The 25,496-nt window shown below is 47.4% G+C and carries 21 protein-coding genes; 8 read left to right on the top strand and 13 right to left on the bottom strand.

The features are described from left to right. Nucleotide 1: 1 nt before the first annotated feature. The 4 genes from HGH90_RS26420 to HGH90_RS26405 form a co-directional block, all read right to left on the bottom strand. On the bottom strand, nucleotides 2-3,592 hold the full coding sequence (locus HGH90_RS26420; protein WP_169192257.1) for a SusC/RagA family TonB-linked outer membrane protein: 3,591 nt from the start codon (nucleotides 3,590-3,592) through the stop codon (nucleotides 2-4). A gap of 83 nt (nucleotides 3,593-3,675) precedes the next feature. Next, entirely contained in the window at nucleotides 3,676-4,815 is a 1,140-nt protein-coding gene (locus HGH90_RS26415; protein WP_168762748.1) for a FecR family protein, read from the bottom strand. A gap of 49 nt (nucleotides 4,816-4,864) precedes the next feature. After that, the gene (locus tag HGH90_RS26410; RefSeq protein ID WP_168762747.1) at nucleotides 4,865-5,398 is read right to left on the bottom strand and encodes an RNA polymerase sigma-70 factor; all 534 of its coding nucleotides are present in this window, start codon (nucleotides 5,396-5,398) and stop codon (nucleotides 4,865-4,867) included. Between the two features lie 90 nt (nucleotides 5,399-5,488). Then, a complete protein-coding gene (locus HGH90_RS26405) occupies nucleotides 5,489-7,558 on the bottom strand; it encodes a carboxy terminal-processing peptidase (protein ID WP_169192256.1) in 2,070 nt (689 codons plus the stop codon). 195 nt (nucleotides 7,559-7,753) lie between these two features. Between HGH90_RS26405 and HGH90_RS26400 the strand changes: the two genes are divergently transcribed. After that, nucleotides 7,754-8,044 (top strand): DUF1905 domain-containing protein, encoded by a 291-nt coding sequence (locus HGH90_RS26400; protein ID WP_168762745.1) that lies wholly within the window; start codon nucleotides 7,754-7,756, stop codon nucleotides 8,042-8,044. A gap of 26 nt (nucleotides 8,045-8,070) precedes the next feature. Here HGH90_RS26400 and HGH90_RS26395 read toward each other — a convergent pair whose 3' ends face one another. Next, entirely contained in the window at nucleotides 8,071-8,481 is a 411-nt protein-coding gene (locus HGH90_RS26395) for a winged helix-turn-helix transcriptional regulator (protein WP_145670699.1), read from the bottom strand. Between the two features lie 77 nt (nucleotides 8,482-8,558). Between HGH90_RS26395 and HGH90_RS26390 the strand changes: the two genes are divergently transcribed. The 3 genes from HGH90_RS26390 to HGH90_RS26380 all read left to right on the top strand — a co-directional run bounded on the left by HGH90_RS26390 (nucleotide 8,559) and on the right by HGH90_RS26380 (nucleotide 11,246). Further along, nucleotides 8,559-9,452, top strand: a complete 894-nt coding sequence (locus tag HGH90_RS26390; protein ID WP_168762744.1) for an NmrA family NAD(P)-binding protein — start codon at nucleotides 8,559-8,561, stop codon at nucleotides 9,450-9,452. Between the two features lie 106 nt (nucleotides 9,453-9,558). Then, nucleotides 9,559-9,900: a YciI family protein gene (locus tag HGH90_RS26385; protein WP_169192255.1), complete on the top strand. Its 342-nt coding sequence runs from the start codon at nucleotides 9,559-9,561 to the stop codon at nucleotides 9,898-9,900. A 113-nt stretch (nucleotides 9,901-10,013) separates the two neighbouring features. After that, complete coding sequence (locus HGH90_RS26380) at nucleotides 10,014-11,246, top strand: RNA polymerase sigma factor (protein ID WP_168762742.1); 1,233 nt, start codon at nucleotides 10,014-10,016, stop codon at nucleotides 11,244-11,246. 8 nt (nucleotides 11,247-11,254) lie between these two features. Here the strand turns inward: HGH90_RS26380 and HGH90_RS26375 are convergent, their stop codons facing one another. The 6 genes from HGH90_RS26375 to HGH90_RS26350 all read right to left on the bottom strand — a co-directional run bounded on the left by HGH90_RS26375 (nucleotide 11,255) and on the right by HGH90_RS26350 (nucleotide 18,654). Next, nucleotides 11,255-12,427: an acyltransferase family protein gene (locus HGH90_RS26375; protein WP_168762741.1), complete on the bottom strand. Its 1,173-nt coding sequence runs from the start codon at nucleotides 12,425-12,427 to the stop codon at nucleotides 11,255-11,257. Nucleotides 12,428-12,444: 17 nt separating this feature from the next. Then, nucleotides 12,445-13,320 (bottom strand): RimK family alpha-L-glutamate ligase, encoded by an 876-nt coding sequence (locus HGH90_RS26370; RefSeq protein ID WP_169192254.1) that lies wholly within the window; start codon nucleotides 13,318-13,320, stop codon nucleotides 12,445-12,447. Nucleotides 13,321-13,405: 85 nt separating this feature from the next. Then, nucleotides 13,406-14,098 (bottom strand): basic secretory protein-like protein, encoded by a 693-nt coding sequence (locus HGH90_RS26365; RefSeq protein ID WP_169192253.1) that lies wholly within the window; start codon nucleotides 14,096-14,098, stop codon nucleotides 13,406-13,408. A 198-nt stretch (nucleotides 14,099-14,296) separates the two neighbouring features. Next, entirely contained in the window at nucleotides 14,297-15,862 is a 1,566-nt protein-coding gene (locus tag HGH90_RS26360) for a DUF6770 family protein (protein ID WP_168762738.1), read from the bottom strand. 33 nt (nucleotides 15,863-15,895) lie between these two features. Beyond that, nucleotides 15,896-17,269, bottom strand: a complete 1,374-nt coding sequence (locus HGH90_RS26355) for a M48 family metalloprotease (RefSeq protein ID WP_248277069.1) — start codon at nucleotides 17,267-17,269, stop codon at nucleotides 15,896-15,898. A gap of 308 nt (nucleotides 17,270-17,577) precedes the next feature. Then, nucleotides 17,578-18,654 (bottom strand): alkene reductase, encoded by a 1,077-nt coding sequence (locus tag HGH90_RS26350; protein WP_169192251.1) that lies wholly within the window; start codon nucleotides 18,652-18,654, stop codon nucleotides 17,578-17,580. A gap of 91 nt (nucleotides 18,655-18,745) precedes the next feature. Here HGH90_RS26350 and HGH90_RS26345 point away from each other — a divergent pair, with 91 nt between their 5' ends. From HGH90_RS26345 to HGH90_RS26335, 3 genes are all read left to right on the top strand, one after another. Then, nucleotides 18,746-19,294: a GNAT family N-acetyltransferase gene (locus HGH90_RS26345; RefSeq protein ID WP_168762735.1), complete on the top strand. Its 549-nt coding sequence runs from the start codon at nucleotides 18,746-18,748 to the stop codon at nucleotides 19,292-19,294. A gap of 10 nt (nucleotides 19,295-19,304) precedes the next feature. Beyond that, nucleotides 19,305-19,775, top strand: a complete 471-nt coding sequence (locus HGH90_RS26340) for an SRPBCC family protein (RefSeq protein WP_168762734.1) — start codon at nucleotides 19,305-19,307, stop codon at nucleotides 19,773-19,775. A 142-nt stretch (nucleotides 19,776-19,917) separates the two neighbouring features. Next, nucleotides 19,918-22,299 (top strand): ABC transporter permease, encoded by a 2,382-nt coding sequence (locus tag HGH90_RS26335; protein WP_169192250.1) that lies wholly within the window; start codon nucleotides 19,918-19,920, stop codon nucleotides 22,297-22,299. Nucleotides 22,300-22,371: 72 nt separating this feature from the next. On the opposite strand, the gene HGH90_RS26330 is transcribed toward HGH90_RS26335, so the two are convergent. Beyond that, nucleotides 22,372-23,169: a DUF4382 domain-containing protein gene (locus tag HGH90_RS26330; RefSeq protein WP_168762732.1), complete on the bottom strand. Its 798-nt coding sequence runs from the start codon at nucleotides 23,167-23,169 to the stop codon at nucleotides 22,372-22,374. Between the two features lie 138 nt (nucleotides 23,170-23,307). On the opposite strand from HGH90_RS26330, the gene HGH90_RS26325 reads away from it, so the two are divergent. Then, the gene (locus HGH90_RS26325) at nucleotides 23,308-23,751 is read left to right on the top strand and encodes an SRPBCC domain-containing protein (protein ID WP_169192249.1); all 444 of its coding nucleotides are present in this window, start codon (nucleotides 23,308-23,310) and stop codon (nucleotides 23,749-23,751) included. Nucleotides 23,752-23,804: 53 nt separating this feature from the next. On the opposite strand, the gene HGH90_RS26320 is transcribed toward HGH90_RS26325, so the two are convergent. Next, the gene (locus HGH90_RS26320; protein WP_211172688.1) at nucleotides 23,805-25,493 is read right to left on the bottom strand and encodes a SusD/RagB family nutrient-binding outer membrane lipoprotein; all 1,689 of its coding nucleotides are present in this window, start codon (nucleotides 25,491-25,493) and stop codon (nucleotides 23,805-23,807) included. Nucleotides 25,494-25,496: the final 3 nt, after the last annotated feature.

The following is a 25,496-nucleotide window of genomic DNA, read 5'->3' as shown; positions in this document are numbered from 1 at the left end:
TTTAAAAGTTCACATTCATATTGAAGCCATACTGCCGGGTAATAGGCAACGCGGTGGTGCCAACGCCATCAATTTCCGGATCTTGTCCATGCAGCTTGCTGCTTGCCACGGTAAACAGGTTATTAATAAACAACCCAGTAGTGATACTTTTCACTCCTATTCTTCTTACCATCTGCTGTGGCCAGAAGTAGTCAAGCCTGAAGCTCCGGCAACGCATAAAGCTGCTATTCACTACGCGAAGATCTGATTGATTGTAGGCAGCATATACATCGTCGGGGAAATTTCCATAGAAAGTATTGGTAGTAACATCAACAATGGCTGGCACATTAGTTACCTTTTCATCACCTGGCTTACGCCAACGGTCAATCAATTCCTTACTCACATTGGTAAAAGGCGTAGGCACGCCATTGTTTGACTGCACCTGCGTGCTTAATGGATTCAGGCGTTTATGCCCACCCAGTGCGTAGTAAAATTCTGCTGTCGTGGCGAAACTTTTATACCTGAATGATGTAGAGAAACTACCATTAAATACAGGTTGAAGCTGACCCGAATATACCAGGAAGGTAGTGGGGTCGTCTAAGTTTGCTTTGTCGCCCGGAATGTGAAAAGTAGGAAGGCCATTAGTTCCATTCAGCCCGGTATATATATAGGAATAAAACCCGCTGATCGGCCGCCCCGGAACAAATGCCCGGCCAGTCAGATAGTCTGCATAATTGTTATGGAAATCATTTGTGCCAATCTGGTTAAAATTCTTACTATTAATAAAATTCAATGTTAAATTAACGTTCTTGCTACGTATCGCTTCTACGCCGAGATGAATTTCCAGCCCCTGGTTGGTAAGTGTCCCTGCGTTTTTATACATATCAGCAATTCCATATTCGAATGGCAGTATCCGGCTAACAATCAGGTCTTTACTATGCTTGATATAGTAGTCTGCATTTACATTTACACGGCGGTCGAATAAAGACAGGTCTACGCCAAAGTTCCACTGGTACGTTTTCTCCCAACGTAACTCAGGGTAAGGTAAACTTTTAATATTCAAGAATGGTACTCCTGTAATCGGGTTGTAATTATCCTTTGTAACAGGGAGATAGCTGGCAATCAGCTCTGGGCCTACAGCCGACACAACATTTCCCTGGGTACCAAAGGTGGCTCTTAAATCGAGTCCGCTAAAAATCCGGCTGGTTTGTAACCACGATTCACTGGCAACATTCCATTTTCCTGCCAGGCCGAAGTTGGGTAGGAACTTAGCATTGGAATACTGACCAAACCTGTTGGAACCATCTGTTCGCACCGTAGCACTGAAAATATACCGGCTATTAAGGCTATAGGTGGCGGTACCGAACATGGACAGCGTGTTGGTCAACACCCTGGTAAGGGTAGTTCTGCCAATCGCAAACATGCTCGCGGGGCTTGGGAAAAAGGCCATGCCACGGTCAGGGAAATACCCCGGTTGCGTAGAAGATACTCCTTTTATTTGGCTGGAGTTAATTTCCACCCCCGCTGAGGCAATAAACTGGTCGCGCCCTTTAAACAGACCTGTATTATATTCCAGCATATTACGGGTATTTAGTGTCAGTACATTCTGATTGGCTATTGTTGCAATACCACCATAGGGGATAGGCGATTGTGCCAACTGCTTGTCATTTGGTTCAAATCCCAGATTCCAGCCCCGCTTGTCCGATATCGCTTTGCTGCCTTCATAAGCCGCCTGCATGGATTCGGCGGCATCGGTAATTGCGCTGGACGTGTTCCGGAACACCAGGCCATTGGCGATTTTATAACTTATCACCAACCCCACCGTCATAGATCTTATGCTATTATTGTTTTCTGTTTGCGCCAACTCATTCTGCATGTTAAATGTAATTGGAGGGGGTTTGGGTAAAACACCGTTGCCTGAGATATTCACTGGGTAGATAACACTGGGGTCCAATATCCTGGAAGTTTGTAACGCATAGTTCAATGGATTTACGCCTGCGTAATATCCCTTTGACTCACTATAGTTACCCATTAACTTGAAATCCAGCGTCAATCTTTTAGTAGCCTCTGAATGGATGGCCAGATCGGCGGTATATCGTTTTAGGCCATCTAACTGTGCGGCTCCCTTACCATCGGTATAACTAAGCGAACCATAGTAGGTAGTTTTACCCGCGCCTCCACCCATGCTCACCGAATGAGTCATGTTAAACGCATTCCGGAATAACAGCTTGAACCAGTCGGTATTATTAGTTTGCAGTTTACCTACTGCTGTTTTAAACTGAGGCTCTGTAATCTGCCTGGAGTTGAGCGCCTGCAACAGTCCTTCATATGAAATATTCTCCGCCAGGCCATTACTGGTATTTTGCAATAATCCGCCGGCATACAGCTCCCGGGATAATTGCACCCGCTGTTGAGAATTCATCAGGTTGAGATTACTATAGGAAGGACGTTGCTGAAATGAAAGGCTGGTATTGTAAGATACCTGCATGGGGCCTGCTTTCCCCCTTTTGGTTGTTACTACGATCACTCCGTTGGCAGCACGTACACCGTAAATAGCAGTAGCAGCAGCATCTTTCAGGAAAGTAATTTTTTCAATATCATAGGGATTCAAGCCGCTGATAGCCCCTCCTATCAAGGAAAAGTCACCTGTCTGGGCATCGGATATCACGTTATTTAACTGGGTAGCAGAAATATCAACCGGGTCAGGCCTTACCACATCATCGATTACCCAGAGCGGACTGGCATTCCCTACAAAAGTGGAGGTACCACGCATACGAACGGTAGGACGGGCATTCACACTACCGGAAGAATTCAGGATCATCAGGCCCGGTACTTTGCCCTGCAACATCTTATCGATAGAAGTTTCGCCAGGCTGCAAAGCTTCTGCAGCGGTCAGGGTATACACAGCAGCAGTAGACATACGGGCATCGATTTTCTGATACCCGTTTACTACTACTTCGCTGATCGCCTGTGCCGCTGTGTCCAGCTTTATTTTCATAAATACTTTCTCCGCCTCCGCTCTCGTTACAGTACGCACTACCGTTTTCATACCCAGCATAGACACCCGGAATTGCTGATGATCCGTCATCCATAAGGAAAATACACCGTCTGTTGCGGTAGTAGTACCATCCCTAGAGCCCAGGATTTGCACGGTAGCTCCTGCCAGCGGCTCTCCATCATTTGTATAGACCTGCCCCAATACGCGGAATGCCACTTCTTTTTCGGAAATCTTTTCACTAGCCGGTGTTGGCTTTTCGGCATAAATGACTACACCGCCCAGGTCCTCCACAAACTCAAGACCGCTGTTGGCCAATACCCGTTTCAACAGTTCCCGGAGCGTACCATTCTTCTGGTCCACGGTTACTGCTGGTCCCTTACGCACCAGGTCATTGTTATAGGTAAACCGCAGCTTCGTGATGGCGCGAATCTCTTTTAGCACCGTGGGTAAAGGCAAGCCGCTGGCATGATACGTGATCCGGCTGTCCAGCACGGAATAACTACTCTGCGCCCGTACAATACCGGTAACCAGCAATAAAAAGCTTAGTAGCAGTAGTGGCACGGCATGGCCTTGCATGACCCTCCTGAATGAAGGTAAGCCCAACATTTTTTTCATTTTGGTTTGATATTAAAGATTAAACTCCCTGTGTAGCCTTACACATGACAGTAGCCTGTTGTAGTGTTTCTACCCGATTTTTTTCATTTCCCTGTTTGCCCGGAACGGCTTACATAAATGGTTCTGCCATGTACCCGGAATTTAACATCGCCGTTGGTGAGACTGATACGATCCAGCACTTGCTGCAGATCTTCCGGCGTACGCATGTCCAGTGTAAAACTTAATTTTTCTAATGATGCATCTTCAAACTTAAATTCGTAATCGAAGCTACGCCCAAGGCTGTTCAAAATGGTTGATAAACTTGTTTCTTCAAAATAAATATCGCCGTCTTTCCAGGCTGTAAAGATTCTGGTATCTACCGTCTGTTGTTGTAATATTTTCGTTTGACTGTTATAAATGGACTGCTGTCCGGGTGATAACACCACATTTTGTCCATCCGCTATAGTATTGACCTTACCTGATGTAAGGGTGGTTTGTACACTCACCGTATAGGTATTTACATTGAAAGCGGTACCCAATACATTGATGGCCACCCCTTTTGCATGTACGATGAAAGGTTGTTGCGGATTAGCCGCCACCTCAAAGAACGCCTCTCCTGTCACCTCTACTTCCCGCTTGGCTCCATGGAAGCCGGAAGGATATACTAATTCTGATTCGGCATTTACACAAACTTTGGTGCCATCACTCAATACCACCCGGATGATATTTCCCCGGGGTACAACCAGGGTATCCTGCTGTGACGGGGCGGTTCCATTGTTACCCGCCTCATATACCACTTCGTTGTTATTTGCCCTGATAGCGGTACCATTCACATTTTGTACCGCGGCGCCGGCACTATCCAGCATCATTATCTTTCCATTAGACAAGTGGATCTGTGGCCGTACAGATGGTTTCAGATCCGCTTTGGCCATTAGGCCGAAAGATTGGCGGGTGGAGCGGTGATGTTGCCACCATAGTCCTGTTCCTCCTACCAGCACTGCTATGGCAGCCGCTATGGTTACCCTTTTTCTCCAGCTTACTTTCATTGGCCTGCTGTCACGTGCTGCGACAAATCGCTGCCATCCTTCTTCTGTTGGGAACTTGTCTGCCGATTGTACCCGGCTCCTCATCTCGCTGGCTGCCCGTAACATGGCCTGCTCCTCTTCATTCAAAGAGGCCGCATCCGCATTTTCCAATGCATCCAGTAATTTGTCCCAATTTATGTCCTTGCCTGGTGTATCCATAACGATCTGTATTAAAGGCAACCGCGTTTTAAAAAAGGGTGAAGGGAAATCAATATTTATCTAAAAAAAATAAAAATGAGATATAAATGATCATCCACTCGCACTCCTTTCTCAGGTATTGGTAAGCTAGTTTGATTTGTGTTTTGACGGTATTAACAGAAATATTCAGCTGGTCGGCAATGTCTTTGTATTTAAGATCATCGCGGTTGCTGAGTAAAAAAATACGTTGGCGCTGTACAGGTAAACGGCCGATAGCCGCCCATAGGGCGGCATTTCGTGTTTCTTCAAGTTCCTTGTCATCTTCTGGGGGCGGAAGCCCATCATCCACAAAAGTGGATGGATCATTGAAAATGACTTTACCTTTTTTTTTCAGGTAGTTCAGACAAGCATTACGTACGGCGCGGGCGGCATAACTTTTAAAATTTTGCGTAATCTGGATCATAAAGCGCTTGTCCCAGCAATAGAGAAAGAAGTCCTGGACAATATCCTTGGCTGTATCTTCATCTTCTACTACATAATAAGCGGTAGCGCATAAAAAAGAATAATGACTGCGGAATAACTCCTCAAACGCAGCCGGCTCCATCGAATTTGGTTGATACATATCCCCTTGGCCCCCTCCGTATATTTATCAACGCGAAAATAGGCTAAAATCCCGAGAACTCATGCGTCCGGGCTATTTCCCTATCATATCCGCCAGGATGTCTACTGTTCCGGCCAGGTACCTGTCCTTCGTATAGTTATTCATCCATTCCTGGTATTTGGCCAGGTTGTCCGGTGTTGCATCTTTTATGGAGGTGCCTTTTATAGTCAGTTGTTTATCTGCAGGTAACTTCACGGCCTTGTCAATAGCATCGTTATACGACTGGATTTCATTTAATTGTTGCTTAAAAGCATTTTTCTCCAGGCTATATACCGGTGTATCATGTGCCCGCAGCCACTCTACATCACGTTTTACCACGTTGAATGCGCTGTCGCGGTTAATACGATCCTGCGCAGCAGCAGCCACTTTCTTCAGCTCCGCATCACCGGGATATGGCATATAGTAGGCCTTTTCAATGGTATCGGCTACCAGGGCGCTTTCATTGTCACGCTCTTTTATCCTGGCATAAGCCCGGCGGCTGGGGAAAATAACGTCGGGTATTACGCCATTCAGCTGGGTCGTATGCCCATTAATGCGGTAAAATTTCTTGATGGTCAATGCCAGGCTGCCATAACTGATATCCGGAATTCCCTTGGCAGCATCCCCCACCTTACCCATTGGCAAGGTAATCTGCATGGTGCCTTTTCCATAAGAGGAAGGACTTCCTATAATTATACCCCGGCGATAATCCTGTATGGCAGCGGAGAAAATTTCGGAAGCGGAAGCACTGCCTTCATCTACCATTACTGCCAGCGGCCCTTCATACAGCGGCTTATCGCCATTCTGGATAGGATAGCTCCCTATCCTCGTACGGTCTTTCTCCAGCACCACCGGACCTGTCTTCACAAACAAGCCGGTCATAGCTACTACCTGGTCCAGCGAACCACCAGGATTACCCCGCAGGTCAACGATGATACCATCTACCTGCTGCTGCTTTAATTTCTCTACTTCCTTTGCTACATCAACGGCACAATGGGCGCCATCGGGCCTTGTCTGATCCAGGTAAAACTCCGGCAACTGGATATAACCTATCTTCCTGGCGCCGTCTGAAATTACGGCACTTTTTGCCGCATTACCATCTTCCTTGATTTCTCCCCGCACTACCGTTACCTCCTTCTCCGTACCGGTGCTTTTACGCACCAACAATTTCAGCGTTGAATTATTCTCTCCCCTGATCATCTTCGATACATCTACAATGCTCATCCCGGTAATATCTATCATCGCACCTTTTTCATCGCTCAGGCTAAGGATACGGTCATCCACGTGCAGCAAGCCGCTCCGGGCGGCAGTGCCTCCGGGCATCACCCGCTTGATTACAATGTCGCCTTCTTTGGAGGTGAGCTCCAGCCCCAATCCATAATATCGATGCGTCAGCATCGACTCCCTTAAGCTGGCATCTATAGGCGCCATATAGTTGGTATGCGGATCCATCTCCAGGGTAATCGTATTCATATAAGCGCTGAAACGATCATCTGAAGCGGTGTTGCTCAGGAGACTTTTAAACAATCCATCGGTAGACATCAACACAGACTTCCTTGCTTCTTTTTCGGCTACTGCATCGGTCTTATTTTTATCTTTCTGTTGTATCTCCAACATCTTCTTCAATACCTGGTACTTGAGGCTTTTACGCCATACTTCCCTGCGGGCAGCTTCATCGGCGGGATACGCAGCAGTGCTGCGATCGGGCTGTATGGTTTCCTTCACCTTAAAATTCATCGGTTGCGCCAGAATGGTACGGTATACTTCCTGCAATTCCCGCAAACGCTGCATAGACACGGAATAGATAGCGTTGAAATATTCCAGGGAAGGATTTGTCAGCTCATCATCTATCAACGTTTCGTATTTGCGCAATGCATCAATGTCGGATTGCAGCAGCGTGTTTTTATTGGCATCCAACGCCTGTAGGTACTTCTTCCAAATGATACGGGAAAACTGGTCGTCTACCGCTTTGGGAGCATAGTGCTCATTATTGATACGCTTCATTACCAGGCGTATCACATTTTTCCTGTTCACTTCCTTGTCCTCCTCCGGAGTGTTGTTTGCATAAGCAGTCAACCCCACCGCCAGCAGCGGCAGGAAGCGCCAGTATTTAGCCATTGTCATATTACAATAATTACATTTTTTGTAAATATTACCAGTACTGCTGGTAACGATGCTGCTATTAAGGCAATACAATCCCCAAAAAGGGTGAAGGGGATAGCCATGGATTGTCGCAATTAACCCGTTTAAAGTCAGTTTCGGCCATCCTCAAATCCGGCAGCGGGAAATACCTTTATAGTACAACAAATACTATCAGCCATGACAACCATTGCAACAAAGGGACCGCTACACCAGCAATTTAAAGCGGTATTACAAAAAAGTCCCGCCAAAGGAGGCTGGACTTACCTGGTATGGCCCGAATCGGTATCTTTCTTTGGTACACGGGGATTGGTAAAAGTAAAGGGCACTATTAACCAGCAACCGTTTCAGAGCGCTTTTATGGCGCTGGGAAATGGTACACATAAACTGCCGGTAAAAGCTGATATCTGTAAAGAGATAAAAAAGAAGGCGGGCGACACGGTAATCGTGGTCCTGGAAGAGCGGCTATAGACAGACAATACCGCTCTTATTAACGTTTAGGCATTATCGTTAGCGCCGGGGAAATTTTTCAAATTCCGGCGAAACACGGCGCCGTGTTCTTTGCTATCATCTACCGCCCATACCGCCATGGCATACAGCACCGGTTTTAACCGCATGCCTGTTTTGGTTAAGCTGTAGGTTACATGCGGTGGCACCACCGGCATGGCTTTGCGCTGTACCAGCCCATCGGCCTCCAGCTGTTTCAACTGCTGAATCAGCACCTTTTCTGTAATTGCAGGAATAGCTCTTCTTACATCACTATATCGCTTGCTGCCGGATAGTAGCTGGAACAAAATAATAGGCTTCCAGTAACCGCCAATCTTCTCCATCACATAGGTAACCGGGCATTCTTCAAAGGCGGACCGCTTATTTTCCTGGATCGTGGATTGTTCTTTTATACGTGCCATTTTTATACATACTTTAGGGTAAGTACTTGTACAAAAGTAAGTACTCTTTTATTTTTGTGCAAGTAAAATTTATAACCATGAACATCACTATTACAGGCTCGCTGGGCAACATCAGCAAACCATTAACGGAACAATTGATTGCTAAAGGACACCGGGTAACCGTGGTAAGTCACCGCCCCGAAAGAGCCGCTGCTATTGAGGCATTACAGGCTATTCCTGCTATCGGCGCCATAGAAGATGCCGCCTTTTTACGCCGCACCTTTGAAGGTGCCGATGCTGTATACCTCATGATACCTCCTGGTTACGCTGCTACTGATATCCACGCCTATATGAAAGCGGCGGGCGATCGCTACGCCACGGCTATCGCCCAGGCCGGCGTTAAATACGTAGTAAATCTCAGCAGCATTGGCGCTCATACCCCCGATGGCGCAGGTCCCGCTGGCGCTAATTATCATATCGAACAACAGTTAAATGCGCTCACCGGCACACAAGTATTGCATCTTCGTCCCGGTATGTTTTATAGCAATTTCCTGGGCAGTATCCCGATGATCAAACACCAGCGGATCATTGGCAATAACTTCGATGCTGCTACGCCTGTCGTACTATCACATCCGGCAGATATTGCAGCAGTAGCCGCCACCGCATTGGATACGCTCAACTTCAGCGGTAAGGAAATCCGCTATGTGGCCAGTGACGAAAAAACAGGCGCTGAAATAGCCACGCTGCTGGGTGCAGCAGCCGGACAACCCGACCTAGCCTGGGTACACTTCCCCGACGAAGCCCTGATGGCAGGATTGATGGAATCCGGCTTATCTGAACAAATGGCTAAAGTATATGTAGTGGAAATTGGCATTGCATTAAGAGATGGCTCCCTGCTCAACGACTACCGTCAACAGGAAAAAATCACTTTCGGACCTACCAGCTTTGCAGATTTTGCCCGGGAATTTGGAGAGATTTATAAAAACAACTAACTTAATTTCAGTACGCTATAATTATTATTAAATAAAATGCGTTTATCCTGTCCATACCAGGTCCACTGGGTTGTTATTAGGCAAATAACAATTAAAACTTAGCATTATGAAAGACTTCTTATTTGTGTACCGTTCAGACTTCAGCAACCGGCCCCAAACATCGCCGGAAGAAATGCAGGCCAATACCAAACGTTGGATGGACTGGATCGGCACCATTGCTGCCCAGAACAAACTGACCGACCGCGGCAACCGCCTCGACCTCAACGGTAAAGTACTCCGTCCCAATAACTTGGTAACCGATGGTCCATATACGGAAATCAAAGAGTCGCTGGCTGGCTATTCTATCGTGAAAGCCAATTCACTGGAAGAAGCGCTGGAACTGGCTAAAGGCTGCCCTATCCTCGCCGCCGGAGGTAACGTAGAAGTAAGGGAAATCAGCGTTATGTAAAATACGCACGCAAGAAACAAAGTAGCAACAACGCAAAGGAAATTTCCCTGCGTCTTTGCTACTTTGTTTCTTTGTGTGACTTCTTTACCTACTTTTGAGGAAGCCCTTATGTCATGGATGAAAGAGAGCTCATACCACACCTGTTCAGAACGGAATACAGCAAGATAACTGCTGTATTGTGCAGGCTGTTTGGCTTTGAACAGATAGCAACTGCAGAAGATATTGCCAGCGATACTTTTTTATCAGCCTCTGAAATATGGGGCCTGAAAGGATTACCGGAACACCCTGTGGCATGGTTATATACCGTGGCAAAAAACAAGGCAAAAAATTACCTGAAGCACCAGGCTGTCTTCCAACAGAAAATTACGCCACAGCTTAAACACCAGCCAACGGGAACGGATATACCGGAAATAGACCTGTCGCCCCAAAACATCCACGACAGCCAACTCCAGATGATCTTTGCCATCTGCCATCCGGCTATTACGGCAGAAGCGCAGATAGGTCTCGCCCTGCGCATCCTCTGCGGATTTGGTATCAACGAAATTGCGGATGCCTTTTTAACCAACCGGGAAACTATTGCCAAACGGTTGCAACGGGCTAAAGATAAACTGAGAACAGCGCAGGTAGCGCTTATCTTTCCTCCGCCTTCGGAAATAGACAAGCGGCTGGAAACAGTACTCAAAACATTATACCTCCTCTTCAACGAAGGCTATTATTCCAGCAGCCACGATAACACCCTGCGGAAAGAATTATGTTTTGAGGCCATGCGCCTCGCCCAATTACTGTTGGATAATCCCGCCACCAACCAGCCTGCCGTCAATGCACTACTGGCCCTGATGAGTTTTCATGCCTCAAGGTTTGATGCCCGCATCGACAATGCCGGGGAAATTGTACTGTACGCTGACCAGGATCCCAATCTGTGGGATCATGCCCTGATCCAACAGGGCGAACACTTTCTGAATATGGCTTCTGAAGGAGATAAATTATCCAGGTACCACCTGGAGGCCGGCATTGCCTGGTGGCATACCATCAAAGCCGACACAAAAGAAAAATGGGAATGTATCCTGCAGTTATACAATCACCTGCTGCAACTGGAGTATTCTCCCATGGCAGCATTGAACAGGACCTATGCCCTTTCGAAAGCCAACGGGAAAGCAGAAGCCATTGCCGCAGCAGAAAAACTGGCGCTGGATCATCTTCACCTGTACCAGTTATTAATGGGAGAATTATACCAGGAATTGTCGCCGGCTAAAGCCAGGGCACATTTTGAAAAGGCACTGCAACTGGCTACTTCTGCGGCCGATAAAAAAATTATTGAAGCCCGCCTGCGCACCTGTGTCGATTGAGCACGAAATTATTTATCCTGCCACTCCATCTGAAGAGCCACTGCCGGCTGCCTGCGCGCTTTCCTGTTTGCCAGCACTTTTTTCCGGAGCCGCAACATCGGCCGCTCTATGGCCAGGTGTATCATCCAGGCTGCCCCTATCGCGATCACCACACATAGCAACATCATCAATGTACCCTGAGGCGCCATCCCCGTTTTGGCCAACAATGGCTGCACCAGGTGTATCACGCCTTTGTGGGATAAATACAACACAAAAGACACTTTGGCTATCAGGGCCGTAACGCGGTTATTACGGTACAGGATACACGAAGGGCTTACTGCTGCTATCACCAGCAACCCATACCCCAACGCTACCACCGGGAACCCGAAGATAGAAGCGCCAAAACTGCTCTGTGTATCGCACAGGAACCAGGCCCCGGTCAACACCAGCAACCCTGCCAGCAACCATGCATTACCAAATTGGGTAACACGCGCCCGGATGGCCGGACGAAAAGTAAATAAAGCAGCAATAGCCACCCCTGCCAACAACCCATCCAGACGGGTATAGGTGGGATAATACATATTCATATACCAATACATCCAGGCATCATCCTGCCCCGCATGCGGCGCAATCAACCAGTACCAGCAAAACAGGCGTATCGCAAACCCCGCCATAAACATGGCGAATAACAACCATCCTCCTGCTTTCACCCTTTTTGTACGGATCAATAAAAACAGGGTGAACGGAAACAACAAATAAAAATGCTCTTCTACACAAAGCGACCAAACATGCGAGAAGGTACCAAACACCTTCAGGTTTAGTCCGAAGTTTTGGGTAAAGGTCAGGTATCGCCATAATGGCAACAACGTTTCCCGCTCCCAGAATGCCGGCACCAGGAAGTAAATGCTTAGTGTCAGCAGGTACGGAGGAATGATCCTGAAAAAACGTTTGATAAAAAACTCAGGGAAAGAAACCGGCTTCCCTTGCGCCATGGTAACAAACAGCTGCGAGGAAATCAGGTAACCGCTCAAAACAAAGAACAGGTCTACCCCCGACCATCCGAAATGTATCACGTCATCCAACCAGGCGGGATGTCCAAACATCCGGTAATGATACAGCAGCACCATTAAAATGGCCAGCGCCCTTAAGTGATCCAGTCCATGCAATTGCTTCGATGCCGGGATAGCGGTTTCCGTGCTCATATCTATCCGTTAAATACTTAGTTAAGTAATTGTATTCTTTGCAATAGCGCCTGGTAATAGTTTTCCAGGCCATCCGGATGGGTTTCCAGGAACAGGTAAGGCTCTATCAGCTCCAGTTCCATCAGTACCAGGTCGCCCTTCGACATCACGCCATCAACCCTGGCGTAGAGTGTTTGTGGTGCAAACTGCGTTACAAACTTAGCGGCAGCAATTACCTGCGCCGTTGTGGCAGTGGCAGCATGTGTGCTGCCGCCATGAGATTGTTGCACGCGGAAGTCACCGGCCTTGGGAACTTTCAGCAGGCTGTGACTATATTTCCCGTTAAAGAAAAGGAACGACCACTCTCCTTCTTTAATCTCTTCCATGAAAGGCTGAATGATATAACTTTCATCCCGGAGCCATTCATGCACCTGCGCTTCCCGTTGCGCGACACTGCCTGGCTGCAATATCAGCGTATTTTTAGCGCCGGCGCTGACGCAGGGTTTCAGGATCAGTTTATCTGCCTGCAGCTGCGCAAAGAAACCTGCCAATGCAGGCGCCGTACCTTTTTCCAGGAACAGGGAAGGAATTACTGGCAGCCCCGCTGCAGCAATCTCTTCCAGGTAATGTTTATCACTGTTCCACCGGATGGTATCAACAGGATTCAATAAAGCTACACCGGCGGCTTCCAGGTCATGCAGCCATTGTTTGAATCCGGCAAATTTTTCATGGTAATCCCACGGTGATTTGATAATGGCCAGGTCAAACGCTGCCCAGTTTACCTCCGGATCATTCCAGACTACCGGGGTAATATCCAGTCCGCGTGCTTTCAGGAATGCCAGTAATGTTGCGTCTTCGTCGTGTGCAGTGGCATATTTCTCCTGCACAAGGTATCCTACATAAGCAATCTTCATACTCTACAAAATAATTAGCGAAGACTAAATGTATATAATTACCTGTCAAGCAACGAAATCTTTTTATGAATGATCCCCGCCCTGGTTACAAGGCAGGATTCACGCTATAGGCGGCCCATAATTCATCGAGCGATTTACCGGTTTGTTCTTTCCAAAGGCCCGCCGTATAAGTATGGTCCCTTAAACTTTTATCCAGAACTTTCACTATTCCGGGTTGTACGCCTTTCTCCAGCCAGGCCAGGAAACGGGCGGTAATACGGTAGCTGTTGCTGTAGTGCTGCTTTTCATTGAAAGCAGGCAAAGCCCAGTGCGCGCCGGCATTGTCAACACCAAACTTGTACCGTACGTAGTCGGCAATGCCTTCTGTTAGCCATCCGGGTCCGCGGCTGTTGCCATAGTCCTGTACAATGTGCATCACCTCATGCGTCACCACATCGATGTCGGTAGGCTGTTTCAGCATCCAGGCAGGGTTATAGGTCACCACCCCATTGGCCGTAGCGGCTACGCCATCGTAATGCGGGTCTATCTTAAACACCACTTTCTTCAATGTTTCCGGGTTGTAGGCAGCAGCCAGCTTAGGATATACATCGAAAAAAGTATTGATCATCCTTTCCTGTACCTCCTTGCCGGTGTTGACAAAGGCAGGGTCCTCATTGATAAAGATGAGGGTATAACCGCCCCGGGTAAGGGAGTCGCGACGGATAACGTCTGCCGCAGCAGCAGTGTGGCTGGTATACAAACCAGCAGCCAATAAGGCGGTCGTAAGTAAAGCTTTCATGGGTATTTGTTATTTGCAAAATCGTTATAGCAAAATACAGTTAAAATTGGATATATGCAATAAGGAGCGGAAAGCTCAAAGCAGAAAGCAGAAAGCACAAAGCACCAAGCCCTTAAAGCGAATGACCATCACGGTTTTTAATATCCGCTAAGATCATTCGCTTTAAGGGCTTGGTGCTTTGTGCTTTCTGCTTCTAAGCTATATCGCCTCTATGGAATATTTAGTAGAACGTTCTTTCTTATCATATTCGGCCACCATAATGTGCCCTTCTTTGGCAGGATATATTATGGTAGAAATATTATCCTTCACCCGTGGAATGGTACGGGTCACTTTTTTCTGGTCTACACAGTAGAAGGTAATGTTTTTATTTTCGGTAATGATCAGGTGTGTTAACCTGGTTTCGGGAGAAGTAACCGTATAATATGCCTTATTATCGGTCAGCAACAGGTTGAAACGTCCGGGATAAAAATGGCTGTGAGCAGAAGGGATGCTGTTTTCGAAGGTCAGCTTTCCATCAGCAGATTGCTTCAGCAAAAGGGCATCATAGGCCTTCATTCTTCTCGTACCAAAATTGGTCAGCAGGAAGGTGGGCACCAGGATAGTTGGAACCGTCAATACCTCTGCAATCACCATACCTGGGTTGATGCCACGTTTAATAGCAGAACCAGTAAAATAGGTATTCCCATAATAATCCTTGAAGGAAGGGCCATTCAGCATATAGGATTTATTAGCCAGCAGCCGGCCTTTGGAATTGGCGATACGCGCGGTATCGTTCGATTTCCAGTAATTGTAGATGGGCTGGGTAGTCTGCTTGTCGTGATCAATATTGATGGTAAATACACCGAGATAAGCACCTTTACTGATCAACCTGGCCGACCCATATTCCTTGCCTCGCCGGGGATTGATAATTTTACCTGCGATAAAAGGCTTACCGGTATTAGGATCGTTCATGAAAGATGATACGCTCAACTGGTTTCCTTTTTTATCTTTCAGGAAGTATTTGTTGAAAGACGTACTATCGTCCAGGTTAAAGCCAAAAGCCATATAACCGCCTTCTACCATATCATGTTTTTTCTTAACGAGAAAATAGGCCGCATGACCAGAGATAAGCATGTCATAATCGCCGTCATCCATCCCTACCCTTTTCTGCCAGGTTTGGCGGCCAGTGGTATCATATACCAGGAGATATTTTCCGCGGTTATCCCCGTAAAAACAGGCAAAGCCTTTACCGGGAACATTCTGCACACGGAAGGGCTCTTTCAGTCCTCCGTTGCCGATCACCAGTTGCCCAGTCCGGAACTCATGGTCCAGGTCTACATTCACCTTGATGGTATTAGACCGGAGAATCTTTCCATTCAGGTTAATAAACTGGGTAAAAATAGCCATGTATCCTTTGGCGACGGCTGCTTTGATCTCTTTCCGTTTTTTTATTGCATGACCTAACAAGTTACTTTTCATATAAGAAAGGCAGAGCACATCCTGTTCAAATGCTACAGCACGCAGGTCCAGTTTCAATTCCCTGAAATTCACCAACCCAATATCATTCAGGTTTTCGTCCATGATGGTGATCCGGTAGTTGAAGGAGTCTTTATCGGCTTTTTCCAGCTCTGTAAAAAGGAGGTAGCCTACCAGGGTACCATCCTGGAAGATAGTACGCATACGGGAAGAGATACCCTCTCCCACTTCTTTAAATACTTTGGTTTGGGCTTTGCTGCTTCCGGCCACCAGGAGGAGCAGCAACAATGCTACGAGTGTACGCTTCATATAGTCTGTGTTAGGGATATTACAGGTTAATAATTATTTTTGGGCAAACGGCATTGCATACTCGCAGTACAGGCTGTTGGCATGGGCTGTGGTAAACGCTTTGGCTGCTTTTTGTTCTTCGCTGTTTTCCCCAGCGGTAATCAGGTTGCCGATGAAAGATTTAAATGCCTGTTCGGGCGCAGGCATGCCGCTCCAGAACGCGGCCAGTTGCATATGCTTGTAATACTCTTCCAGCTTCTCCCTCGGCATCTGTTCAAACATGGTTTGCAGCTCGTAGTAATTTTTAGAGATATATTCTTTGGGCGTTACCCTGATCGCATTGAACCGGCTGAGTTTCTTGTCGGCGAAGAAAAGCCCTGAGATCACGTTGTTAAACATAAAGTCGTACCACGGGTCTTTGCTGCCTTTATCTTTCTGTAATAAAATGCGGTACATACAGGCGGTAAGGTTGCCGTTGCAATAGATATTCCATACCATCATTTTCATGGCTTTGTCCTGTATACTGGCTGGCACCGGGGTAAACCGGGCGCCGGCCTCCTGGTAAGACTTATTCTTACTGTATCGTTCTTCACAATCGGGATGCGTTTTCAAAGAGTCTTCCAGCCCTGTAGTAGTTACAAAGTTGTAGTTTTTGGCCGACAAACCTTTACTGCGCTTTACCATCCAGGCATCTTCCAGCTGGAGGCGATATGGCGCAAAATAGTCTTTCAGCGGCTGTTTCAGCGGTTGGCGGTATTGCAGGTCAGCGCTGTCGAGGCGCATAAAGAAAGAGGCATCCACCGGGATATGGCTGTTTTTCAGCAACACGATGGCCAGTGAATCGGCGTCGCCTTCATGATAGCGCTGATGCTTGCTCCGGTCGAATGAATAGCCCTGGAAAACTTTTTTCAGGCGGGTGAGCCGTTCGTATTTGGAATCCAATACGGCGTCGAGCGATTTCTTATATTCATCGGAGGTGAGCCACTCAGCACGTTTCTTCATGCCGTTTTCCGGATGCAGCAGGATATTATGCGCCAGCTCGTGTGCCAGCACCAGGGCCAACTCCTCCCTGGTTTTGATAAATGCCAGCAGGCCTACATTCACGGCCAGGGTGCGGCTTCCTATCGCATACGCATTCACAGAGGAACTACGGTCTATCATCAACAATAACGGTTGTTGGATTAACTGGCTATTCGATTTTACCAGCTGGTCTATCACGCCGGATACATACCCGTATAACTCCGGCTCATATACGTAGCCGTCGTCGGTTATCGCATTCACGACAAAATCCGTGCGCCCGTTCCAGATCTCTTTATATTGCTTTTGTGTTTCTTTCTCTTTATAAATAACAGGACATACCCAGGCTTTCTTCAGGGAATCTTTCTGCCGCTCGTAGCGGATATGCGACAAATCCTGATAACTGTACAAGCTATTGTTTTGGGCGGATATAATGGTGTGAGTCAACAGCCACGCTGTTGCAGCTAACAGTAATTTACTAGGTGACATATGAACGTAGGTACGGGATTTTACGGCGCAAAGATAGATATTTTTATTATCTATAATTAAAAAAAACAATAGACTTATCTTGTGCACCTTCCTTTGTTACCCGTTCTGTCAGCAATGAATTTCGCCCGCAAAGGCCTCCCCAGGTGGCATATCAGCGAAGGCGCGCACATGAGTATGCTGCACGCCTTCGTTTAAAGCAACTATCCCGCCGACAACAGCTTCCCGGCGCCTTACTTCTTCCAGAATGGGTAATCCGTATAGCCATGCTCGTTACCTCCATAAAACGTGCTGGCATCTGGCGTATTAAGCGGCGCCCCGGCGGCAAAACGTGCCGGGAGATCAGGATTGGCCAGCGCCAGTGCACCAAAGGAAACCAGCTGGGCGCGACCGCTTTCCACCTCCTGCTCTGCGCGTTGTTGATTGTATCCCCCATTGGCGATCACCGTATGTACTGTTAAGCCTCCAAACGCACTGATCACATCTTTGGGCCAATAAGCGGCATCTACGGTCGACAGTGGCTGCATAAAATGCAGGTACGCCAGTGGCAAAGGGTTCAAAGCCCCTACCAGGTAACCATACAAGGCTAATGGATTACTTTCCGTGATATCATACCGGTCAGTAGAAGGAGATAATTTAATTCCTACCCTTCCCGGACCACACACCTGCACCATGGCGTCCATAGCTTCCAAAATAAAGCGGCAACGGTTTTCAACCCCTCCTCCATATTCGTCATCGCGGGTATTAACGCCATCTGCCAGGAACTGGTTAGGCAGGTAACCATTCGCCGCATTAAGCTCTATGCCGTCAAATCCCGCTTCCATGGCTCTTTCTGCGGCATCCTGGTAATCGCGGATAATCGCCCCTACTTCAGCAGTGGTGAGTGCACGGGGAACCTCAAAATCTTTCAACCCGGTTTTTGTAAATATCTGCTGCCCCCGGATGGCGATCGCTGAAGGCGCTACCATAACGCCCCCATCTTTGGCGGATGAATGCCCTGCCCGCCCCGAATGCCAGAGCTGCGCAAATATTAACCCGCCTGCCTCATGCACCCGGTCTGTGATCCCACGCCACGACTCCACCTGCACCTTGTTATAAATGCCAGGTATCATCGGGTAACCTATTGCATCTGCAGAAATAGCAATAGCTTCGGAAACCAGTAAGCCCATGGTCGCCCGCTGATGATAGTACTCAGCAGCTAATGCGCCTGCCAATCCCTCCGGGGTAACCCGGTTGCGGGTCATAGGCGCCATCACTACCCGGTTGCGCAACATAAAAGGTCCGAGTTGATAGGTCTCCAGTAGTTTCATTTCTTAAAAATTTAAAATGGTGAATACACTAACAACACGACGAACGACTTTACCTGATGGGGACAAAACATGTACTTTTGTTTATAAAAAAATGGAGACAAAGACTATAGAAACGTCCCGGTTACTCCTTCGGAAATTTACCATTCCCACTTACCAGTATCTCTTCCAAAACTCATCAGATACAGTGGCAATGGAGCAATTGGGTCTGCATAACCAGGAGGAATTGCAGACAGAGAAAAAGAAAGTGGAAGGCGGCCTTACCGGTTTCAACAGATCATTTTTGGTATTCCAATTGTACCTGAAAGCGGAACAGCGGGTCATCGGCAGATGCGGCTTTCACACCTGGTACCTGGAGCATCGCCGGGCCGAAATCGGGTATACGCTGACGGATTTGTCCCTGCAATCCAGGGGACTGATGACAGAAGCCCTGATTCCCATTATAAAGTTCGGATTTGAAGACATGGGACTTAACCGGATCGAAGCATTTGTAGGACCTGAAAATACCCCCTCCCTGTTGTTAATGCAGAAGCTGGGATTTACGAGAGAAGGATTACTGAGAGAGCATTATATGAAAAACGGTCGGCTGGAAGATTCTGTTGCTTTTTCATTGCTGCGCAGAGAATATAAAAACCCAATATAAAACAACGCATATGTCACTATCCACCCACAGTTCGGAAACAAGCCGCATCATCAAAGCCCCACGGGAAGCGGTTTACAATGCATTTATCGATCCCACAGCCGTCGCTGCCTGGCTGGCGCCCGACGATATGCGCGCAGAAGTACACGATTTCGATGCCAGGGAAAATGGCTTCTTCCGGATGTCGCTCACTTACCTGGACCCCGAACAGTCGGCCCCCGGGAAAACCACTGCCGACAAGGATATGTTCCAGGGCCGGTTTGCCACCCTGATACCTTTTGAAAAGATTGTAGAGATCATCGTATTCGATTCTAACGATGAAAAATATGCTGGCGAAATGACGATGACCGTTACCCTCGCCGATGTAGCCGGCGGCACTGCTGTTAACCTGCGGTTCGATCATATTCCACCGGGTATCCGGCCGGAAGACAATGATGAAGGCAGCCGGCAATCGCTGCGAAAGCTGGCTGCCCTGCTGGAGTAGCACCTGTTCATCAACGAACGAATGCTGTACTGAAAACGAACAAAATATAAATAATACATATATATAACCCATTTACCTGCCGCAGTTATACAATGGCACATTATTGTGTGTCCGTTCCTGTCATCAACAAATTATTGGACTTATGTATAGCAACTATCTCCAGGTAGCCTGGCGAAACCTGAAAAGGAACAAAGGTTTTGCTTTCATTAATATTCTCGGCCTTGCCATCGGCATGGCGATAGTCATGTTAATTGGTTTGTGGATCCGGGATGAACTTACCTGGAATAAATCTCTTAAAAACTATCATCGCATTACACAGGTCATACACAACTGGGATAACACCGCCTATCATACCATTACCACCACCTATTCCATGCCTATCCCGCTGGTGGAAGAGCTGCGGTCGAAGTATGGCGGGGATTTCAGCCATATTGCCTTATACAAGCCAAGCGTTTCCCGCATACTTGCCTATGGCGATAAAAAATTGAGCCAGGATGGATGGTTTGCAGAGCCGGAGATGATGGACATACTGGCGCCCACAATGATAGCAGGCCCTTTACACGGACTTACAGAGCCCAATAGCATTATGCTCAGTAAAACCCTGGCCAGGTCATTTTTTGGGGATACAGATCCGATCAATAAAATGATCAATGTAGATAATAAAAAGAACGTGAAGGTAACCGGTGTATTTGAAGACTTCCCCGCCAACAGCCATCTGCAGGACGTACATTACCTCGTTTCCTGGGCCTATCTCGTAGCCGACCGGAGCTGGGTAAAGGAAGCCTATGATCAGTGGAATAATAACTCCTTTTTCATACTGGCGCAACTGGCAGATAAAGCAGATCTCAACAAGGTATCTGCCACCGTAAAAGACGCCCTGAAAGGGAAACCCGGCAGGCGCGATAACCCGGAAGTACTATTGCACCCTATGAGTAAATGGCACCTGTACGATGCCTTCACCAATGGTAAAAATACCGGTGGCAATATCCGCTATGTATGGATCTTTGGCGCCATCGGGATCTTTGTACTGATATTGGCCTGCATTAATTTTATGAACCTGAACACCGCCCGCTCTCAAAAAAGGGCCAGGGAAATAGGCGTACGCAAGGCGATAGGCTCCGGAAGGCTTCAGCTGATGCGGCAGTTCCTAGGAGAAGCCCTGCTGGTGGCGGCCCTATCCTTGTTGCTGGCAGTACTACTTGTACAGCTCGCGCTCCCCTTCTTTAATACCCTGGCCAACAAAACCATTCATATTCCCTGGCAAATGCCGGCTTTCTGGGGCAGTATTCTTGGCTTAACACTGCTCACCGGGCTGCTGGCAGGCAGTTACCCCGCCTTTTATCTTTCTTCACTCAACACGCTCCGCGTGCTCAAGGGTACCTTTAAGGCCGGCCGGGCGGCTGCACTTCCCCGCAAAGTATTGGTAGTAGTGCAGTTTACCGTATCCGTTGCATTGATTATTGGTACCACTGTTATTTACCTGCAAATACAACACGCTAAAAACCGCCCACTGGGCTTCGATCGCAATGGCCTGATTAATGTCAGCATGGTTACACCGGAGCTCTACGGAAAGTATAACACGCTACGCCAGGACCTTCTCGCATCCGGCGCCGCGGTGGATATGGCTGCCGCATCCAATCCATCTACCGATATCTTTGCCCACTTCATTGGCTTTAAGTGGCCGGGACAAGATCCTTCCATCAATCCTGCGTTCGCTGTATCCTGGGTCAGCCACGACTTCGGGAAAACGGTCAACTGGCAATTTGCTGCCGGCCGCGACTTTTCCAGGGAATACGCTACTGATTCCACCGGTATGATACTCAACGAAAGTGCAGTCGCCTTTATGGGATTGAAAGACCCGGTAGGCGCCACCATTAAATTTAACGACAACAATTTCCATGTTGTTGGTGTGATAAAAAATGTGGTGATGGAATCTCCTTTCGCCACCCCCGTGCCCACCATTTTCATGATGGACTACGGCAACGTCAGTGAAATTACGATCCGGCTCAATCCCGCCATGGGCGCACCTGATGCATTGGACAAGATAGCTGCCATTTTCCGGAAATATAGTCCCGCGGCGCCTTTCAATTACACCTTTGCCGACGATGACTATGCCCGGAAATTTTCTGCAGAAGATCGCATCAGTAAACTGTCTGCTTTCTTCGCTGTATTTGCAGTGTTCATCAGCTGTCTCGGTATTTTCGGACTGGCATCCTTTATGGCGGAACAACGTACCAAAGAAATCGGCATCCGGAAAGTACTGGGCGCATCTGTGATGAGTTTGTGGGGACTATTATCAAGAGAGTTCCTCTTGCTGCCAATGTTATCTTTCTGCGTGGCCATGCCCGCAGCCGGCTACGTGATGCACCACTGGCTGGAAGGGTATGAATATCGTATAGACCTTTCCGTATGGATCTTTACCGGAACTGCTTTTGCCACCCTGTTTATTACACTGAGCACGGTTAGCTTCCAGGCTATCAAAGCTGCGTTGTCTAACCCGGTTAACAGTTTGCGGGCGGAATGATACCGGACATAAATAAAAAAACCGTGATCCCTGTTTACAAGGATCACGGTTCATAACATCATCTCTTAAAACTTAGTGCAACTGTATGGTACCCAGATTGGTTGACTGTCCTACGGTTACATTTACGCCCAGCAGCGTCGTATCTTTTACGATCGTGTTGCCGCTAAAGGCTACATTGTAAGCGCCGGCATTTAAGCCAGACAACAGGAAAGCACCGGTGGCTGCATCAGGAATCGCTGAAGCGATCGTGTCTGTGTTCTGGATCGCAAATACTCCTTTTACTCCCAACAGCGGCAATGCAATTCCTTTAATAGCACCACTGGTAGCCTGTGTATAACTTCTGATCACAGGTTTCAGGATGTACTTGTTGTTGCCGGTAACCACCACAGAACGATTGGCATCAAAGTCGAGCCACAACCGGTATTCCACTCCCGCTACCAGGGTAGCATTGATGTTCAGTTTCAGACCAGATTGCTGAGCAGATGGTGTTTCCAGCGGATGCGAAGTACCGTCAATTACCACGCTGTTGTTGGAACCCAGCACCAGCCTGATTTGATTAATCGCTCCGGCCGGCAGGTCTTGTGACGCTAGCAAGGTATCTACTCCATTTCTAAATTGCAGCAGGTTATAAACGCCTGGTCTTAAAATGTGAATAGATTGCCAACCGGTGGAAGCCGAAGCATCAGTAGATGCATTTACCTGTACATCCTGGATATCTACCCATACTGCATCGTAAGGAGAAGGTGCATCCGTCAGGTACACGCTCATTTTACTATTACCGGAAGAACTATCGCTACTTTTGCTGCAGGAAGTTAATGAAAATGCGGTGACAGCCATCAGCGCTAAAGCCCCTAAGATTTGGTTTTTCATGACAATTGTAGGTTTGTTTGCAAACTCATCTTATCAAGATTGATGCCATATTATAAAAAATATAATATTTACTCTTTTTTTCATCTTTAAAATCAGATTAAGAACTAAATTACCAGCCCTTAAAAACATTCTTCTGAAATGAACCACTTATTCTCCGACCAGGTGACCATTGCCGCTGCTCCTGCTGATGTATGGCGGGTTTTGACCGATACTACTGATATGAAGAACTGGATGGGAGAACCGGATATGCAATTGGAAATAACGACAACCTGGCGGGTAAATACTCCTTTTATCATCCGTGGTTTTCATCATGTCCGGTTCGAGAACAAGGGTGTTGTTATTGCTCATGAAGCGCCGAAAAGATTGAGTTACACCCATTTCAGTTCTGTATCCAGGTTACCCGACGTTCCCGAAAACTACTCCCTGCTCGAATTCCGGCTTACGCCTGCCACTGATCAAACCATCCTTCAGCTGCGCATTGAAAACTTTCCAACGGAAACTATTTTTAAACATTTGCAGTTTTATTGGAGAACCACCTTGGTCAAAATTAAACAGGCCGCTGAACGCAGGCACCATTCATAAAACAGAGCACCGGTAAAGGTACCGGTGCTTTTGTATGGAGGAAATATAATTGTTTACTGTCCTTTACCCAGGTCGGGTGCAGGTTTGTCATACCATACACGCTGCGTGCTCAGAGTATTGATATCCTGGGCATTAGGGGTAAATCCCTGGTCTGTCATGGCATTGTTCCAGTTGGTGCGGTTTACTTCTCCCGGATCCAATAACCAGAAACGCCGCGGGATGGTTTCGTTAGACACTTCCCTGGAATAATAGGCAGAACCCAGTTTAGGGTAGCCGGTACGGCGACAAAAAACAAAGGCTTCATTAGGTGAACGCAGATAATTCAGGTAGGCCTGGATATAAATTCTTTCCAGGTCATTGGCGCCATTGAGTTTTACCAGGTTATTATTGAGATAAGCCTGTATCAGTGTACTTCCATCACCGGTAAAGGCGGTGGTAGAACCGGCATTTCCAGCTATTTCATTCATCGTAACAATGCTGGCAGTAATCCCTTTTATATACCAGGCATTGGCATTACCTTTTGTATCAACTCCCCCGGCGTAGCCTTTCTGGATAAATTCGGCCACGAGTAAACAAGACTCTGCGCAGGTTACCGGTACGTCTTCAAAATTACCGGTAGCGCCATTGAGCTTAGGTGAAAAGAATCTCCTATTCAACGGTGAGATCAGGAAATATTTATTGGGACCTACCGGCAGGCTGTTACTCAAAAAAGTAGCTTTTACCGGATCGGTGGTCCAGTCGGCCGGGCCTCCCTGGAAATTGATCAACGGATCATTCAGGTCGATAAAGGCAGGTGCGGTAACCCCATACTTGATCAGGGAATCCTTGAAGCCAACAGGGATATCATTTTTATCAAAATAGATGGGTAACCGCGGATCGCTGCTGTTTTTCAGGAACATCATAATAGAATTGGTCGCATACCTGCGGCTGCGATAATCAATATCACCGCCCGTTCCAAACGGAGTATATATTGGATTCATATACCGGGGCTGTGCAGCTACTACATCAATAGGCCCGGTGCCATCCTGCATCACCTGTTGAAATACCTGTTTGGTTTTAGCATTGTCTACATTTTCCAACCTTGCGGCTATGCGGAGCTTTAAGGTATTGGCCAGCTTTACCCAGTTGGTCCAGTTGCTCTGATAGAAGATATCAGAATTCCCATAATCCGCCTGGTTGGCCAGGCTATTATCAGATAGCACCTTGATCGCGTTGTCCAGCTCTGATAACCAGGTATTGAACAATGTTTGCTGGTTATCATATACCGGGTTATACCTGGTTTGGTATCGTCCTTCTATGGCTTCAGTATAAGGAATGGAGCCATTGACATCCGTTACTTTAATGCCATGCAATGCCTGCAGCACATAGGTAACTGCCTTTATTTTCTGGTACCGGTCTTTATCCGGTTTGAGATCTGCCTGACGCCGGATTTCAAACAGGTTGGGTAATATTTGTAGATAGTAATTGTTGTACCGGGTATTTACGTTGTTGGTGATTTCATATGGGCTGGCAGTTACGTGCTGGGTATACCGCAACAGTTGCTCCATGCTTTCCCATACCCATTCCGTTCCCTGGTAAGTAATCATCTTATCTTCCGAATAGCTGAGCAGGTACTTTACATCCGGGTTGGTGACTACACTGGGATTGGTATTAATATCTCCAAAGTTTTTGGTACAGGAATGCACCCCTCCTAACAAAAGCATGCCCGCAGCGGCTATATATATGTTTATTATCTTTTTCATAGC

Origin of the sequence: Chitinophaga sp. Ak27, assembly GCF_012726295.1 — a bacterium.
Lineage (GTDB): Bacteria > Bacteroidota > Bacteroidia > Chitinophagales > Chitinophagaceae > Chitinophaga.
This window is presented reverse-complemented; position numbering and strand designations above follow the sequence as displayed.